General features: G+C 65.9%; 15 protein-coding genes. 7 read left to right on the plus strand and 8 right to left on the minus strand.

The window, feature by feature from the left end; all coding sequences use genetic code 11:
• Positions 1 to 27: 27 nt before the first annotated feature.
• The 8 genes from KF838_04645 to KF838_04680 form a co-directional block, all read right to left on the minus strand.
• Positions 28 to 291 (minus strand): hypothetical protein, encoded by a 264-nt coding sequence (locus tag KF838_04645; protein ID QYK49141.1) that lies wholly within the window; start codon positions 289 to 291, stop codon positions 28 to 30.
• A gap of 60 nt (positions 292 to 351) precedes the next feature.
• Positions 352 to 702 carry a hypothetical protein gene (locus KF838_04650; GenBank protein ID QYK49142.1) on the minus strand — a complete coding sequence of 117 codons (351 nt, stop codon included), beginning with the start codon at positions 700 to 702 and terminating at the stop codon, positions 352 to 354.
• A gap of 779 nt (positions 703 to 1481) precedes the next feature.
• Complete coding sequence (locus KF838_04655; protein ID QYK49143.1) at positions 1482 to 3830, minus strand: DUF3987 domain-containing protein; 2349 nt, start codon at positions 3828 to 3830, stop codon at positions 1482 to 1484.
• Complete coding sequence (locus KF838_04660) at positions 3827 to 4414, minus strand: hypothetical protein (protein QYK49144.1); 588 nt, start codon at positions 4412 to 4414, stop codon at positions 3827 to 3829. The genes KF838_04655 and KF838_04660 overlap by 4 nt, the downstream gene beginning before the upstream one ends.
• Positions 4411 to 4959, minus strand: a complete 549-nt coding sequence (locus tag KF838_04665; GenBank protein QYK49145.1) for a hypothetical protein — start codon at positions 4957 to 4959, stop codon at positions 4411 to 4413. The genes KF838_04660 and KF838_04665 overlap by 4 nt, the downstream gene beginning before the upstream one ends.
• Positions 4952 to 5221 carry a hypothetical protein gene (locus KF838_04670; protein QYK49146.1) on the minus strand — a complete coding sequence of 90 codons (270 nt, stop codon included), beginning with the start codon at positions 5219 to 5221 and terminating at the stop codon, positions 4952 to 4954. Before KF838_04670 ends, KF838_04665 begins: the two co-directional genes overlap by 8 nt.
• Before the next feature lie 65 nt (positions 5222 to 5286).
• Positions 5287 to 5544, minus strand: a complete 258-nt coding sequence (locus KF838_04675) for a hypothetical protein (protein ID QYK49147.1) — start codon at positions 5542 to 5544, stop codon at positions 5287 to 5289.
• 141 nt (positions 5545 to 5685) lie between these two features.
• Positions 5686 to 6834: a hypothetical protein gene (locus KF838_04680; GenBank protein QYK49148.1), complete on the minus strand. Its 1149-nt coding sequence runs from the start codon at positions 6832 to 6834 to the stop codon at positions 5686 to 5688.
• A gap of 113 nt (positions 6835 to 6947) precedes the next feature.
• On the opposite strand from KF838_04680, the gene KF838_04685 reads away from it, so the two are divergent.
• From KF838_04685 to KF838_04715, 7 genes are all read left to right on the plus strand, one after another.
• Positions 6948 to 7568, plus strand: coding sequence for a hypothetical protein (locus tag KF838_04685; GenBank protein QYK49149.1), 621 nt, complete (start codon positions 6948 to 6950; stop codon positions 7566 to 7568).
• Positions 7569 to 7683: 115 nt separating this feature from the next.
• A complete protein-coding gene (locus KF838_04690) occupies positions 7684 to 8136 on the plus strand; it encodes a hypothetical protein (protein ID QYK49150.1) in 453 nt (150 codons plus the stop codon).
• 251 nt (positions 8137 to 8387) lie between these two features.
• Positions 8388 to 9866, plus strand: a complete 1479-nt coding sequence (locus KF838_04695; GenBank protein QYK49151.1) for a TolC family protein — start codon at positions 8388 to 8390, stop codon at positions 9864 to 9866.
• Positions 9867 to 9923: 57 nt separating this feature from the next.
• Entirely contained in the window at positions 9924 to 11288 is a 1365-nt protein-coding gene (locus KF838_04700) for an efflux RND transporter periplasmic adaptor subunit (GenBank protein QYK49152.1), read from the plus strand.
• 30 nt (positions 11289 to 11318) lie between these two features.
• Positions 11319 to 14960: a CusA/CzcA family heavy metal efflux RND transporter gene (locus KF838_04705; protein ID QYK49153.1), complete on the plus strand. Its 3642-nt coding sequence runs from the start codon at positions 11319 to 11321 to the stop codon at positions 14958 to 14960.
• 78 nt (positions 14961 to 15038) lie between these two features.
• Entirely contained in the window at positions 15039 to 15335 is a 297-nt protein-coding gene (locus tag KF838_04710) for a hypothetical protein (GenBank protein ID QYK49154.1), read from the plus strand.
• Entirely contained in the window at positions 15310 to 15651 is a 342-nt protein-coding gene (locus tag KF838_04715; protein ID QYK49155.1) for a hypothetical protein, read from the plus strand. Before KF838_04710 ends, KF838_04715 begins: the two co-directional genes overlap by 26 nt.
• Positions 15652 to 15686: the final 35 nt, after the last annotated feature.

Genomic DNA, 15686 nt, shown 5'->3' on the forward strand with positions numbered 1-15686 from the left:
GTTGCTCCTTGCGGTCGGTGGTTCTGGTCACTCGGCGTCGTTCAGAAAGGCCTCGACGTGCTCGGGGTCCATGTTGCTGAGGAACCCGACCAGATCGGTCAGGTCGCTGCGCACCTTCCCGAGGCTTCCCGCGAAGCCCCAGTTCCGCGGGTCGGCCTTGGCCCCCTCGGCGTGCTTGTCGAGTTCCATCTGCAGCACGTCCATCAGGCGGGCGATGTCGTTGCGCCTCGCTGCGTACGTCTCGGCGGCGGTGGGTTCGGGCTTGGTGGTCTTGGTCGTGCGCTTCGTCATGGTCGTGCTCCTTTGGGTTGGTGGTCTCTGGTAAAAAGCGAAGCCCGCATTACGCGGGCTTCAGGTCGTCGGGTGGTTGTCGTTCTTGCGGTCCCAACTCGTCGTGTCTTTCGGCTGGCCGACCGCCCGGAGGTAGTCGACCAACTCGTCGGCGGCCCAGGTGTCGCCATCGATCGCGTCGTGCTCGTTGGGTGCGTCGGTATCGCGGTCGATCTCGAAGAGGCGGAAGCCGCCAAGCGCTCCGGGGCGCGGTCCCCAGTGCCCGTCGAGGTGGCGGCCGCGCCCGGCGGGCACCGTCGCGATGTTCCAGGTGCGCCCGTCGGGCGTGTGGATTTCGATCGCGGGGATATGGAACCCGCTCTTGGCGAGGGTCTTGGCGAGGTCGAGGGTGGTCTTCGTGGTCGCGTTCATGGTCGTGGTCTCCGTCGCGTGCGGGGGGTGCGTTGTTCCCGCTCGCGTGTGACACACATTGGCCGGCTGATGGCGAACAGGCAAGGCGATCGGCCTGCATTTCTCGATGATTCTGAGACATGTGGGCAACTCGGCCAAACATGTGGGCGGCGCGGGAAAGCGGGCCGCATAGCGCGGCTTCCCTACCCGCCCGCTGGCCACGGGTTGGCCCACGATCGCCCACGTCGCATCCTCACGGCGGGGCGTACCAATCCCCGCCACGCGACCGTCGGCGCTCGGACGCGCAAACAAACTCTGTCTCCAAGCGCGGCTGTTCCCGGCGGCGTCGGCTCTCGATTCTGGCGGGGAAGTACCTATTGACCCCCTCCCCCTCCCCGTTCGGACTCCGGCTGTAAGGCTCCGGGTAGGCGCTGCCTGGCACGCCAACTGCATGTCCGAAACCGTGCGTCGATGGCGTGCGATCCGCACGCCGGTTGCCCGTTGCGCCGAACCTGTTGCGCGCCCGTCGCGCCAGCGCCGGCGCGGGGGGGGGGGTGGGCGCAACAGGTAGTAAAGAGGGGGTGTGTTGTTGTTTGCTCCATGATTTCTCAATGTTTCCGCGATGAACCTATTGCGCGCAAGAGGTTGCAATAGGCGCAACAGGTTGCTGCGCACCCCCGCTCGCGATGCGGAATCGAGGGTCCGCGCCCGTGCTCGCGCTGCGCCGGAGCGCTTCTTCGCTGTGTTTGAGCGGCAAAGGGCGCTGCGCAGACCGGTTTGTGTGGCTTTGGATCGCGTTTTCATGCTCCGGCAACGTCCTCGATGAGCCTGTACAGCCGCTGGGGCGTGCCGCCGGTCGCCCGCTCGGCGAACTGGATGCGGCGCTGATCCATCAGCGCCTGCCGGACCTCGTCGTGCTCGCGGGGCGACCAGGCCAAGCGCCGGCTGAGTTGCCAGAAGGGCATCCACGGGTCGCCGGGGTGTTTGACCGCCCATTCCCGGAGCACGCGGATCATCGCCTTGCACTGGCTCTCGAAGTCGCCGGCGCTGACGTGCTGGCTGGCCTTGAAGAGCATGCGGCGGGTCTGATGTTCAACCAAGGACCACGCCCAGTTCACCCCTTCGACGGAGATCTCGGGATTGCGGTGCCCAATACTGCACGCATGCACGAGCGCGAGACGCCGGGCTTTCTCGTTGGCGCGGGCCCACAGCGCCATCCCCGCTTGATCCGACTTGGCTTCGGCCTCGGCGTACGCGGCATCGGCCAGGGCGCGAATCTCGCCGAGGCGTACCCGAGCATCGGGTGTTGGCTCGACAAGTTTGGGCTCGGGGTGCGCGGTCTTCAGGTTGCCCTTGCCCGGCTTGAACTCCGCCCACCACCGCGCCCGCTTGAGAATCGCTTTCGGGAGTTCGTGCACATCCACATCCTGGCCGAGCCCTCGGCGTCCGGCCTCGAAGATGAGCATGCGTGCGAAGAAGCCGTTGGAGAGCATCTTGGGCGACAGCGCCTCATAGAAGATGTCCGGGATCGCCGTCCCAAAGAGGCACAGGCACGGCTGGTCGATGATGCGCGGTTCCTCGTCGCTGGCCTTGACGCGGAGCGGGTAGATCGTGTTGGCCGAGGTGTACAGCTTCAGCAGCGTCTGCATGATGCCCTCGTACCGAGGGTCGCGCTTGGTGCCGTACCCGGTGATTGCCTGCATGAGCGTGTCGATCTCGTCGGTCTGAAAGAGCATCGCCGGCGTGAGGTGCATCCGGTCCTCGAGGCCTTCGCCACTGGCGAAGCCGTCCGCGACCGCGCCGGCCATGCCGGCGCTCGCGAGGATCCGCTGGTTGACCTTGCGCGGGAAGTCCTTGCCCGTGCCGGTGTTGGCCAGCCCCAGGAGATAGATCGCGGTGCGGTTGTCCTGCGGGTCGCGGACCTTTCGGCCCGCCAGCGCGGCCTGCAGCGCCACCGCGCCGCAGAACGCCAGCACCGGCTCGGGGTACGGCGCGTTGGCGAGCGTGTAATCGATGACTTCGTCGATGAACCCCGGCACGCGCAAGAGCGCCGGCGGCACGGGGCCGGGATCGACCGGCGCGGCCGGCGGCGGCTCGGCCTGCGGGGATGTGACCTTGAAGGCGGACAGATCGACATCGCCGGAGGCAGGTTCCGCGCCGAATCCCTCGCGCCGCAGCGCTCGGGCGGCCGCCGCGAAGTCACCTTCGTGCTTGAGCAGCGAGTACACGGCGAAGAGCGAGTACCCGCGGCCGTCCTCGAAGGGCGGGGCGTTGGTCGAGAACACATAGAACACGCCGCCCTTGAGCGTGGCGCTGCAGCCGCGGTCCTTCCCGGGGCGGGCCCAGTGCTCGTTCTCGCCCCCGCTCACCCGAGTCCAGCCGTGCTCGACCAATAGGTCCCGGACATCGCCGCGCTGGTTGAAGTCATCGCCGGGCTTCTGGTCACCGGAGATTGAGGCCGAGGGTGTCTTGGGGCGCGGACCATCCTCTACAGGATGCAAAGCCTCGTTGAGCTCCCATGCGCAGGCCAGCAAGCACTCGCGTTCCTCGGTCGTGATCACCGGCAGCGCGGCAAGATCGCCAGTCGTGAGTACGTACCCGTTCGATGGTGCGCACAGGAACATCCCGCCCTCGCCGCGGGTCTCGATCATCGTGGCGACCGCACGCCAACAGCCATCGACACCCTTCCGCGGAGTGAAGCGCTTGCCCGCAACCTCGATCGGATCAGCCCCGGGTGCGTCGAAGGACCGTTGCGCGAGTTTCATGTTGCCGCAGACCGGGTCCGAACACCGGTATGCGACATGGCGACCGCCCGAGGGTGTGGTCTCGACGACAAGGCGATCGATGAGGCCAGGGCACACCGCCTCGACCCGCGCTCGCCACGGCTCGAACGCCACGCCAGCCAGGTCGAAGTCGATCATCTCGAGGTTACCCGAGACGCGTCCGCACACCAGGCACAGATCACGCCGGGCGGGCCCGGCGAACCAGCGCGCGTGCTCCGCCGGCGTTGGGAGCCGCGTCTGGTACGACTTCCACGAGCGCAGGGCAACGCGCTTGTCGTCGCCCTCGCGGATCGCCGGCAGTACGCAGAGCCCCGCAGCGGTATATCGCCGGGCAGCGTCAATGGTTGAGGGCAACGGGAGCGTCATTCGAACGGCACCTCCCACGCCAGCGCTCGGTCGAGCGCTTCGGCGGGAGAGGCATGCACGTGCGCGGTCGTCCGCGGGCAATTGCGGGCGAACCACATCTGCCGCGCCAGGTCCCGCGACGCGAACGCCAGGTACACCGGCTTGCCGAGCATGTGCGCCCAGCCGAGCTCGAGCAGCGTGGCGTGGCAGTCCGTGGCGTTGATCCAGGCGAAGAACAGGTCCGACTCCCTGATCCACTCAATGCACAGCCCCGGCACCACCCAGCGGGGGCGACTATTCACTGGCGCGGGCCACGATGGGCTTGAGTCGTGCTGCCCGACGCCCGCGTGCCATCCGACCCACTCGTGGCTCTCGCCGCCGAACGGCACGAAGTGCGGCCCAGTGAAGATGAAACGGCCGCAGTCGATCGGCTGTCCGAACGGCGAGGCGCCCAGTTGCGGCACCAGCGGCAATCGCCAGTTGCCCGATCCGTGCATCTTCCCGGCGAGGTACACCCGCCGCTTGGGCCTGGGACTGGGCGAGGCCGCCACGGCGGACCGGGGCGTTGTGCTGGGCGGGATTGATGAGAGTGTGCGAGTCGTCATGACATGTGCTCCGAGAATCCGACGGATTCGAAGTGGCGGCGCAGCGCGGCTGTTGCCGCAGCGCCGAGCGAGGGGCGACGGCGGCCATCCGTGGCCGCTTCCAGGAAGTCGTTGCAGACAGTGGCGAGGTCTTCGGGCAGAGCGTCGATCGCGGCGCGAACGTCGAGTTCGAAATCCCGCCGAGCGATTGGGGATGCCGAGGTGAGCGACGGGTACCGCCCGTGTCCGGCCCCCGGCACGTCGGACAGCGGCAGCGTCGTCGTCTGGCCGCCGCGCTTGGCCGCGTGCTGGGCCCGGAAGATCGACGTCCCGGCCCGAGTCATGGCAATGGCCAGGAACGCCATCGGGCGACCGCGCGACGGATCGAACTTGGGCCAGCGCTCGAGCGCGGCCAGAATCAGGTCGGCGCGCAGATCCGCTCCGCCGTCATCAAGGTGGCGGCGACCGATCAGCCTGGTCGCCACGCCATGGGCCGTGGCTCCCAGCCGGTCGAGGTCGAGCGAATCGAATCTATAGCGAGAGGGAGAAGGTGCAATCTCAACCACGAGCCACCTCCTCAACGATCAGCCGCGCCGGCAGACCTTGGCGGACCTCGATGGCAACCGTGGCGGTACCGACGCTGGCCAGTTCGGCAAGAAGATCAACGACCGCCCTTTTGACCGTGTAGTCAGCAGGGTCGTCATGCTTCTGATTGGCGGGCTCCGTGCCCAGCTTGACCTCGCGGATTACGCGCGGGGGCGGGTCAAGAACCGGCTGGCCGCCGGCAACCCGGAGCGACTCGATCCGGCCGAATCCGATGCGCTGCATGAGCGCGATCAGCCTCCGTGGGTCTTGACCGAGCGATGAGGTGTGAACCTGAGCGTTGGCGGTATTCAAGCCGCACCGCCTTGCCCGAGTGGCACGCGGCGACGATCGATCGCGACGAGCTCGGCGCGGACCTGCTCGATGGCCCGGCGGTCAAACAGCCGGATCCGGCCGGCCAAAGCGGCCGGCTTGATCCACGGGCGCGTGGCCAAGACCCGCACGACGCGATGGATGGGTTGGCCGAGCTCACTGGCGATCACCCCGGCGGTAATCAGAACAGGCGGCGGCGATGAACTATGACACTTGACTGGGGACGCGGTTGCCATTGCGGCGACTCCGTTCCCGGGCGATGGGCCCGGTTACAAGTCCGCAAGTGGTCGCGTGACTACGTCGTATGTCTCGGTATTGGCAAGGTTGAGACCGGTCGCGACTGGTCGCGACCACCGGGCACAGAGCTTGGCAACGACCTATCGCTCCGGCCGCTTCTTGGCTGCTTTCCCCTGGCGTTCCTCTCGCATGCGCTCAGCCCTCTGCTGCGCGATCAGATTCGCGATCGCTTCGTCGCGGTCTGCGGGTGCCTCGTCATCGCCGGCGTGATAGGCGTCAAGGGGCGCGTGGGGTTCTCCGGCGTCGATGCGATCATCAATCGCTTCCTGCTTGGACTTGGCAACTCTCGGGGTGTCGCCGTGTTCGATGGACGAACCAACCTCCTTGGCCTTGCCCGACCCCGGTGACTCCGCGCGCCGGGCCTTGAGATACGCGGAGTGCTTGAGCACTTTCGTCATCGTCGCTGGGGAGCAACCAACGATGCTGGCGAGTTCGTTGCGGCCGGGGAAGAAGCCGCCGTGCTTCTTGACGTGTTCCTCGGCCACACGCATCGCTTCTTGCCATGACATCGCGCCGGCCTGTGGTGCATTCGGAGCCTTCGCGCGACCCGAGTCGCGGACTGCCCCACCCACGATGGCCTCCACCATCGGCAGCATCGCTTCGCGGAAGGCCGCAGCGATATCCGTGGCGTTGGTCAGGTTCACATGGGTGGTCGGCGGCGAGCTCGAAGGTGCGGTCGTCTCGGCGGCCACGCTGCGAAGGGAGACAAGCTGTCCGGTGCCATGTACCGGAGGGCGATCCTCGAGAGCGCCGGCCTTCATCACGAAATCGACCACCCGCTCTCGACTGGCGATGACCGCGGCGTGCTCGCGGGACAGCTTCGGGTCCAAGGGAATGCTGAGGTCCGCTCTCGCGAGCAGCCCGTGCTCGGTAAGTCGCCATTCGTCGCCGCCGATTTTCGTGACCCTGAACGGCCGGCTGGCCGACCCCGTGCGCCGACGCCAGTCTTCAATGGCCCCCGACCATCGGCTCCAGGACTCGGCGAGCGCTGGCTCGATCGCTTGAAGCAACCCCGCCTCGCCCGTCACGGCGATGGTGGCCTCAAAGCCCTCGTTCTGGCCCGCCATGTCCAGGCGGATGGTGTTGCGCCGTTCCACAAGTCCCGCTCCCACAAGGCGCAGGAGCGATTGCTGCTCGTTAACCGAGAACTGGTCGGTATCCACACGTTGCCACTTGTCCGGTATGCGACGGAGGAGGTCTTCAATCGCCTTTGCCAGTTCCTGATTCATGCAGCCCGATCGTAAACCGCTGGGGACCGGGCGTCACTACGACTCGAGCGGTTGTTCGTGTGGACCTATCGCGATTACGCATAAGCAGGAAGGTTTTTCGGGCCTTCGCCGAGATGAACCCGCACTGGGAGATGCGGCTGTGGACCGACCACAGCCTGCCGCCGATCCTCAACCGCAACGCCTGGGAAGCCTGTGGCGGCGTCGGCGGCACGCCCGGCTGCGTGATGCGCTCGGACATCCTGCGGCTGGAACTCCTGGCCCGCTTCGGCGGCGTCTACCTCGACACCGACGTGAAGCCCATCCGTCCGCTCGACGAGATGTGTCCGCCCGAAGTTCGTGCCTGGGCCGCGTGCGAGCAACTCGACATCGTCTCCAACGCGGCGATGGGCTTTCCGGCCAACCACCCGGCGATGTGGCACATGGTGGCGATGATCGAAGAGTCTTTCTTCGAGCGCCGGTACGTTGGCGATCAAGCCGGACCGGGGCTCCTCGCTCGCGTGGTCACCCAGTACGACGACGTTGCTCTCTACCCGCCCGCGTACTTCCACCCGACGGTCGGAGAGTCGAAGTCCAATCCCGACGCCTCGTCGTTCCTGAAAGCAGCGCATCTCTTCGCCGGGACGTGGGTGGAGGAGAATCGATGCCGCCACCAACCACTTTGGTCCGCGAACCGAGGCCTCGGACTCAGTCGGATGGAAAGGAACAACCAAAGACGACACGGTGCTCCTCAATGAGCTGCCGCCAAGGCCGGATTGACCGGTATCAGCGTTCAGTCCGCAATGAAAGGGACCGATATTCGATCCGTGAACTTCCGGGCGAGGAGCCCGTATACTGTGTACCTCGATACCCATGAACCGATCATTGCCCAAACACCTGATTACCCTCCTCTGCCTTGTGGCCTTTGGCCTCGGGCAGACGCTGTTTGCGTCAATGGGCGTACGGTGCACGGATGCCTCGGGCGACACTCGCATTGAGTATGCGTGCATCAAGACATCTCAGGGCGCGTGTCTCAAGGCTTGTATCGATCCTGGGGTTCATGCCGCGGATGACAACCACGAATCCGACGATGCCCCGCCGACGCCGTGTGAAGACGAGCCCCTAAGCTCGCAAGCGGCGGCAGCCAAGTTGATTCCATCGAGTGTGTCTTTGGAGCCAGTCTTCGCGGCGGCTCTCGTGGCGATTCTCTGGGACCACTGGTCATTCACGACCTATCAGCCGGTGAGCCCGCGCCACCCTGAGGTCGATCGCGATCGTCCTCCCGACTCGCTTGCGCGTTTGCGCTCGGTCATCCTCATCGTTTAGTTTTGAGCTGGCCCGATCACCTTTCGCCGCTTCATCGGCCGAGGTGATCGTGTTGTCATTGCGCATGGACCCGCATGGTCGCTGCGCGACGTGACGACCACCCTCCGCGGACAGTGCGGATATCTCAACAACCTGTGCTCTCGGACCCGGGCCGTCGGGCCACTCGCGGAATCGACCTGATTCTGTGCTCGTGGTGGACACCGTCGGTCACGGGACATCCCGGCCCAGCATTCCCGCAACCAAGGTCCACCATGAACCCAAGAAGCACCCACGTCAACGCATCGTTTCACCGCCCGATCGGGGCCGCTCTGGCGCTGATCATCTCTGCAGCGCTCAACACAGGCTGCCAGTCTACGCCACGGGCGGACGTAGACGCTGCTCAGAGCGCCGCCGAGGCTGCGGGACTATCCGCTCCAATCGAGTTCATCGCCGTCGGCCCCGACGGCGGCCCGCTCGACGAGCCAAGTGCGCCAGGCGGCACCCTCACGTTGGCCGAGGCTCTCAAGAGAGCCGTCACCACCGACCCCGGACTTCAGGCCGCGATGGCGCGAGTGCGCATTGCGCTCGCGGACGCGGATCAATCGAGACTGCTTCCGAACCCTGTACTGAATGTCGTGCTCCGATGGGGGCCGGGAAAGCCGCAGATCGAAGCATCGCTGGCACAGGACTTTGTCCAGGCACTGCAGATTCCCCGTCGCTCCAGCGCCGCTGACAATCGGCTCCGGCAGGCCGCTGCCGATGCGGTGACCGTGGCGATCGACGTTGCCAGCGAGGTGCAGGAGCGGTACGCGACGGCTCAGGCCGCGGCGGAACTCGTGCCGCTGCTGCGTGATCGGATGGTGCTTCTGGAGCGCCTCGCGGCGGTTGCTAAATCCAGGCTAGACGCCGGCGAAGGGACGCGCAGCGACCTGGCCACCCTCCAGGCGCAGCGTGTGGAACTGCAAGTCGAGATCGATCAATCCGTCCTCTCCGAGCAAGAAGAACGATTACGGCTCGCGCGCCTGATCGGTGAACCCTCTTCTGCTGCATCCTGGACGCTGGATGCGTGGACCGCGCCGGGCACCGACCTTCAGCCCGAGTCCCGTTGGGTCGATTCGGCGCTCCTGCACCGTCCTGAGATCCAGGCCATTGCCTGGAAGCTTCGGGCGCTGGGCGATGATGAAGCGATCGTTCGCCTGCTGCCGTGGGAGGGCGCAAGCGTCGGCGTCGATGCTCAGCGGGACGACAAGTGGTTTGCAGGTCCATCTGTATCAACGCCGCTGCCCATTTTCGACATGGGTCAGGCCAAGCGAGCACGGGTGACAGCCGAGCAGCTTGAGGCGAGGCACGAACTGACGCTTGCCCGGCGCAAGATCGTTGAGGATGTTCGCGTCGCGTATCAGACTATGACCGCCAGCAACGCGAACCTCGCCCGCATCCGCGGTGAGTTGATCCCGCTCCAGCAGCAACGCCGCACGCTTGCGGAAGACGCCTACCGCGCCGGCCAGAGCGATGTGACCGCACTCTTCCTCGCTGAGCAGGACCTTCGACTGACCCAGGCGAAAGCGATCGAGGTTGAGAGGCAGGCCGCAACCGCGTTCGTCCGTCTCCAGCGTGCGGTTGGCGGGCCCGGGGTGGCCGTGCCGCTCCTGACTTCACCCTCGTCGCCCACAGCATCGCAACCCGCTCCGGCGAGTGGGAGCGCGAGTGCTTCGCCGCTCTCAGCCCTACCAGCGTCCCCGTACCGCTAACGCCAGCCACCTGCAAACACCACCGCCGAGACCCAAAGCCAGATCGCGAGATCCTCTATGAGAACCACGAAGATGAACCACGGAATACTCACTCGCTTCCATTCTCCAGCAATCGCCGCCGCCGTCGTGATGCTGGTCGTCTTGACCGGTTGCAAGAAGCACGCCGAGGGGGATGGTCACGATCACGGCGCGAAGACGCCCGCCAAGGCCGATGAGCACGCGGGCCACGACCACGGCTCTGAAAGCGGTGGGAAACAGGAGCACACCGACGAGGTCAAGCTCACCGCCGAAGCCGTCGAACGCTACGGCGTGAAAGCAGAGTCCGCACAACTCTGGGTGCTGAAGCCGACAGTGGTGACTCCCGCTCGCGTCGCGTTCAACACCGAGGCCATGGCGCACGTGGGCTCGCCGCTGCGGGGCCGCGCGGTCGAAGTGAAAGTTCGATTGGGCGACATGGTCAAGGCCGGGCAGGAACTGGTGATCATCGAAAGCCCCGAACTCGGCGAGGCCCAGGCGGACTACCTCCAGAAGAAGACTGCGGTGCTGACCGCTGGGCCAGCCGTCGAACTCAGCAAGATCGCGTGGGAGCGGGCCAAGGGGCTGTACGAGCAGTCGCAGGGCATCTCGCTCACCGAGGTGCAGCGCCGAGAGGCCGAGCACAAGGCCACAATCGCGGGCGTCAAGGCCGCCGAGGCCGCCGCGATGGCTTCCGAGAACCGGTTGCACCTCCTTGGAATGAAGCAGGACGAGGTCGCCACCCTCGCGAGCACGAGCGAGATCGCGCCGCGTCACGCGATCAAGGCCGCGATCGATGGGCAAGTCGTGCAACGCGAGGTCACCCTGGGCGAACTCGTCGGCCCCGACCGCGAGGCCTTGATGATCCTTGCCGACACGCGTCTGCTCTGGGTGCTGGCCGATGTGCCCGAGGCCAAACTCGCGGGCATCGCCGTCGGGGCCAGGGCGTGGATCACCATCGGCTCGGCGACGGGCGAGAGCGAAGGTGTGGCCGCCCCGAAGTTTGAGGGCGTGGTTGCGTTCATTGCCCCGCTGGTGGACCCGACCACCCGCACCGCCCAAGTGCGTATCGAAGTGCCCGCCTCGCTCGAGAACGGACTCATGCTCCGCCCCGGCATGTTCGCGCAGGCCGAGATCGTGGCATCCATGCCGGGCGGCACGGACCCGGCACCGATGGTCGCGATCCCCGACGAGGCGATCCAGACCGTGGAGGGCGGCCCGGCCGTCTTTGTCCCCGTGGCCAACGAACCCAACACCTTCGCCAAGCGAGCCGTCACCGTCGGCAAGCCCATCGGCGGCTTGGTTCCCGTCTATGCCGGGTTAGTCGAGGGCGAGCGGTTTGTCATCGCTGGCACGTTCATTCTCAAGGCAGAGCTCGGCAAGGGCTCCGCGGCGCACGAGCACTAAACCAGTACGCCGCTCAAGGAGACCCATCCCATGCTTGAATCCCTGCTCCACTTCTCAATCAAGAACCGCTGGCTCGTCGTGATCCTGACGGCGGTGGTCGCCGCCGTCGGCTTCTTCCAACTCCAGAAACTCCCGATCGACGCTGTCCCGGACATCACCAACAACCAGGTGCAGATCAACGCCGTCGCGGCGAGCCTGTCGCCCTTTGAGGTCGAGCAGCAAGTGACGTTCCCGATGGAGAACGCGCTCGCTGGCATTCCCGGTTTGCAATATACACGATCGCTGTCGCGCAACGGGTTCTCACAGGTGACGGCGGTCTTTGACGACGGTGTGGACATCTACTTCGCGCGCCAGCAAGTTGGCGAGCGGCTCCGCGAAGCGGGCGGGAGCCTGCCGCCGGGCGTCGAGACGCTCATGGGCCCCATCGCCACCGGGCTGGGCGAGGTCTACATGTACACCGTCGAGTACGAGCACCCGCATGGGAAGGGTGCCAAGATCGAGGACGGCAAGGTCGGGTGGCAGTCCGATGGCTCGTACCTTTCGCCCGAGGGGCGGCGGCTCAAGTCCGAAGTTGAACTCGCGTCGTATCTGCGCGAGGTTCAGGACTGGATCATCCGCCCGCAACTCAAGGGCGTGAAGGATGTGGCGGGCGTGGACGCCATCGGCGGCTTCGTCAAGCAGTACCACGTCCAGCCCGATCCGATGAAACTCGTCTCCTACGGATTGACGTTCCACAACGTGATCGAGGCGTTGGAGAAGAACAACGTCTCCACCGGCGCCGGCTATGTCGAGCACAAGGGGGAGAGTTACCTCGTTCGCGCCACCGGACGCATCCAATCCATCGAGGAGATCGAGAGCATCGTCCTCGGGACGCGCAACGGCGTACCCGTGTATGTCCGCGATGTGGTTAGGCCGGGGGGTGTGGGGCTAGGGCGGGAACTCCGCACCGGCTCGGCCAGCGAGAACGGCGAGGACGTGGTTGTGGGCACGGCCATCATGCTCATCGGGGCCAACAGCCGGACCGTCTCGGCGGCGGTGGACGCGAAGATGGCCACGATCCAGCGCTCGCTTCCCGAAGGGATCAAGGCCAAGACGGTCCTGAACCGGACCAAACTGGTGGACGCGACCATTTCGACGGTGAAAAAGAACCTCCTGGAGGGCGCGATCCTGGTGATCGTGGTCCTGCTGCTGATGCTCGGCAACTGGCGGGCGGCGATCATCTGCGGACTGGCGATCCCACTGTCGATGCTGATGACCGCAACGGGCATGGTGCAGACGCGCGTGAGCGGTAACCTTATGTCCCTGGGCGCGATCGACTTCGGCCTGATCGTGGACGGCGCGGTCATCATTGTCGAGAACTGCCTGCGGCGACTGGCGGAGGAGCAGCACCACAAGGGCAGGCTCCTCACGCTCCAGGAGCGTCTGCACATCGTCTTTGACGCGAGCAAGGAGGTCCGCAAGGCCACGGCTTTCGGCGAGGCGATCATCATCACGGTCTACTTCCCCATCCTCGCCCTCTCGGGCGTCGAGGGCAAGATGTTCCACCCGATGGCCATCACGGTCATCCTCGCCCTCATCGCGGCCTTCATCCTCTCCCTGACCTTCATTCCCGCGATGGTGGCCCTGTGCATCACCGGGAAGGTCACGGAGAAGGACATGTTCCTGGTGCGGTGGGCCAAGGTGATCTACGAGCCGGTGGTCCGCTGGGCGGTGAAACTCCGCTACGCGGTGGTCGTGACTGCGGTGGTGCTGTTCGTCGGCTCTCTGGCGTTGTTCACGCGGCTGGGACAAGAGTTCGTCCCCACGCTTGACGAGAAAGACATCGCGATGCACGCCATGCGCATCGCCTCCACCGGGATCACGCAATCCCAGAAGATGCAGTACGACGTGGAGAAGACCGTCTCCTCGTTCCCCGAGGTCGCGTTCGTCTATTCCAAGACCGGCACGGCCGAACTGGCCAGCGACCCCATGCCCCCCAACGTGTCGGACACCTTCATCATCTTCAAGGACAAGAGCCAGTGGCGGAGCGAGGCCGAACTCGACAAACTCATCGCCCAGAAGACCGAGGAGATGGAGAAGATGGGCTCGCACGGCGACGCCCACGCCGGCCATGACGACCACGGTGCTGGTGGAGCGGAAGGAGGCGAAGAGGATGCGCACGCCCACGGACCGCCGCCCGAAGGCCACAAGGGCAAGGTGCAACGTCTGCTCGAACTCACGCTCCAGACCGTCCCCGGCAACAACTACGAGTTCACCCAGCCCATCCAGATGCGCTTCAACGAACTCATCTCGGGCGTGCGCGGCGATGTGGCCGTCAAGGTCTACGGCGACGACTTCGCGTCGATGCAGAAGACCGCCGCGAGCGTGCTCGCAACGCTCCAGAGCGTGCCCGGCGCGGCCGATGCCAAGGTCGAGCAGACCGAGGGATTGCCCGTCATGACCGTTGAGCCCGATCGCGCGGCCCTGGCCCGCTACGGCCTCAACGTTTCGGACGTGCAGGAGGTTGTGGCGGTCGCGATGGGTGGCCGCGAAGCGGGGCTGGTCTTCGAGGGAGACCGCCGCTTTGACTTGGTGGTGCGCCTTCCAGACGACCTGCGCGGCAAGATCGACATGCTTGATCGACTCCCGATCCCGCTGCCGCGCGGCGAGGGCGAGCCCAAGCAGGCCGTGCAACTGGCCAGCATCGACGGGGGCACCGGTCTGCTGCAAGGGCAGGAGGAGATGGGCTTCGTGCCGCTGGGCGTGGTGGCAAAGGTCGAGATCGCCGAGGGCGTCAACCAGATCAGCCGCGAGAACGGCAAGCGGCGCATCGTCGTGCAGTGCAACGTGCGAGGGAGGGACCTGGGTTCCTTCGTCAACGAGGCACAGGTCAAGATGGCGCAGGTCAACCTCCCCGCCGGGCAATGGTTGGTGTGGGGCGGGCAGTACGAGAATCTCGTGGCGGCCAAGGAACGCCTCACGATCGTCGTGCCGATCTGTTTCCTGCTGATCCTGCTCCTGCTCTTTGCCACATTCAAGAGTTTCAAGTACTCACTGCTCGTCTTTGCGGCGGTGCCCCTGGGTCTCACCGGCGGCGTGATCGCTCTGTGGGTCCGTGGCATGCCGTTCTCCATTTCGGCGGCGGTGGGCTTCATCGCGCTGTCGGGTGTCGCCGTCTTGAACGGCCTCGTCATGATCATCTTCATCAACCAGCTGCGCGAGAAGGGCGAGAAGCTGGAAGATGCGATCATCCACGGCTCGATCACGCGACTGCGTCCTGTCCTGATGACCGCGCTGGTGGCCTCCCTTGGCTTCGTACCCATGGCGCTGGCGCGAGGCACCGGTTCGGAGGTGCAGCGGCCCCTCGCCACCGTCGTTATCGGCGGCCTGATCTCCAGTACGCTCTTGACGCTGGTTGTTCTCCCGGCCCTCTATCGCATCTTTACCGGCAAGAGCAATGACGGCTTGCCCGGACCCAGGCCCGAAGTGTGGGAGAAGGATGAACCCACGCCCGCGCTCGCCGGTCTTGGTGCGGCCGACTCGATCCACGCGACATCGGGCACGAGCCGCACGGGCGAGGACGTCGCCCCGCCGTCCTCTTCGTCAACAGCTAAGTCCGTCCCACCACCCGCACCAACCGCTCCGCCCCCGTCCCCGCCAAAGGCCGAGACCAAGTCCGATCCCAAGCCGTGATCGCAAGGCCTGCGGGCGAGTTGCCCTCGGGAGACGAGCGGTCGAGTCTGTTCCGTTCTTTCAGATAGGAGTCTTTCGATGAACCAGTCCAATCCCCGTTCCAAGTCCGTGCTCGTCGGCCTCGCCGCCGGCGTCGGCCTCACCGCGCTGGCCGCCGTCATGATGGGGCAGGGCGCGAGCCAGCCCGTGAAATCCGAGCCGCAGTACTTCGTCACCGCGGATGGCGAGGGCGCTCACCTGTGGGTCCGCGAAGGCACGGCCCTCCGCGTCGTCGGGCATGGCGAGTGCAAGGAATGCAAGGCCAAGGGCCACGACGACCACGACCACAAGGAAGGCGACGGGCACGATCATGGCAAGCCCGCGCCCAAGAAGTAAGAAGCGTGGATCGGGCGCTTCGTTCGCCCGGTCTCCGTCCGCTCCGTCGCAGCGGCGGGCGCGGGGTGAGTCCCCGCGCTCGCTGCTGATCGGGGCATTGGTCGTCGCGTGCCTCGCCCTGCTGATTGACACGGCGGCCTGTCTCTTCACGGTGTCTGAGTACCGCAAGTGCGGACACCTCCACCTGGAGGTCATGCTGACGATCATGGGGATTGCGCTCTCCGTGCTGGCCGTAGTGGCCTTCCGTTGGTGGTGGAAGGCCCGGCGAGCGGGTCGCACGTCGCCCATGAGTCCGCGCCCGGGCAAGCGAGCGTGACCGCAGCCCGCGCGGGTGCGGGGTGCGCGAGCGTT

It is taken from the genome of Phycisphaeraceae bacterium, assembly GCA_019454185.1.
Taxonomy (GTDB): domain Bacteria; phylum Planctomycetota; class Phycisphaerae; order Phycisphaerales; family UBA1924; genus JAHBWV01.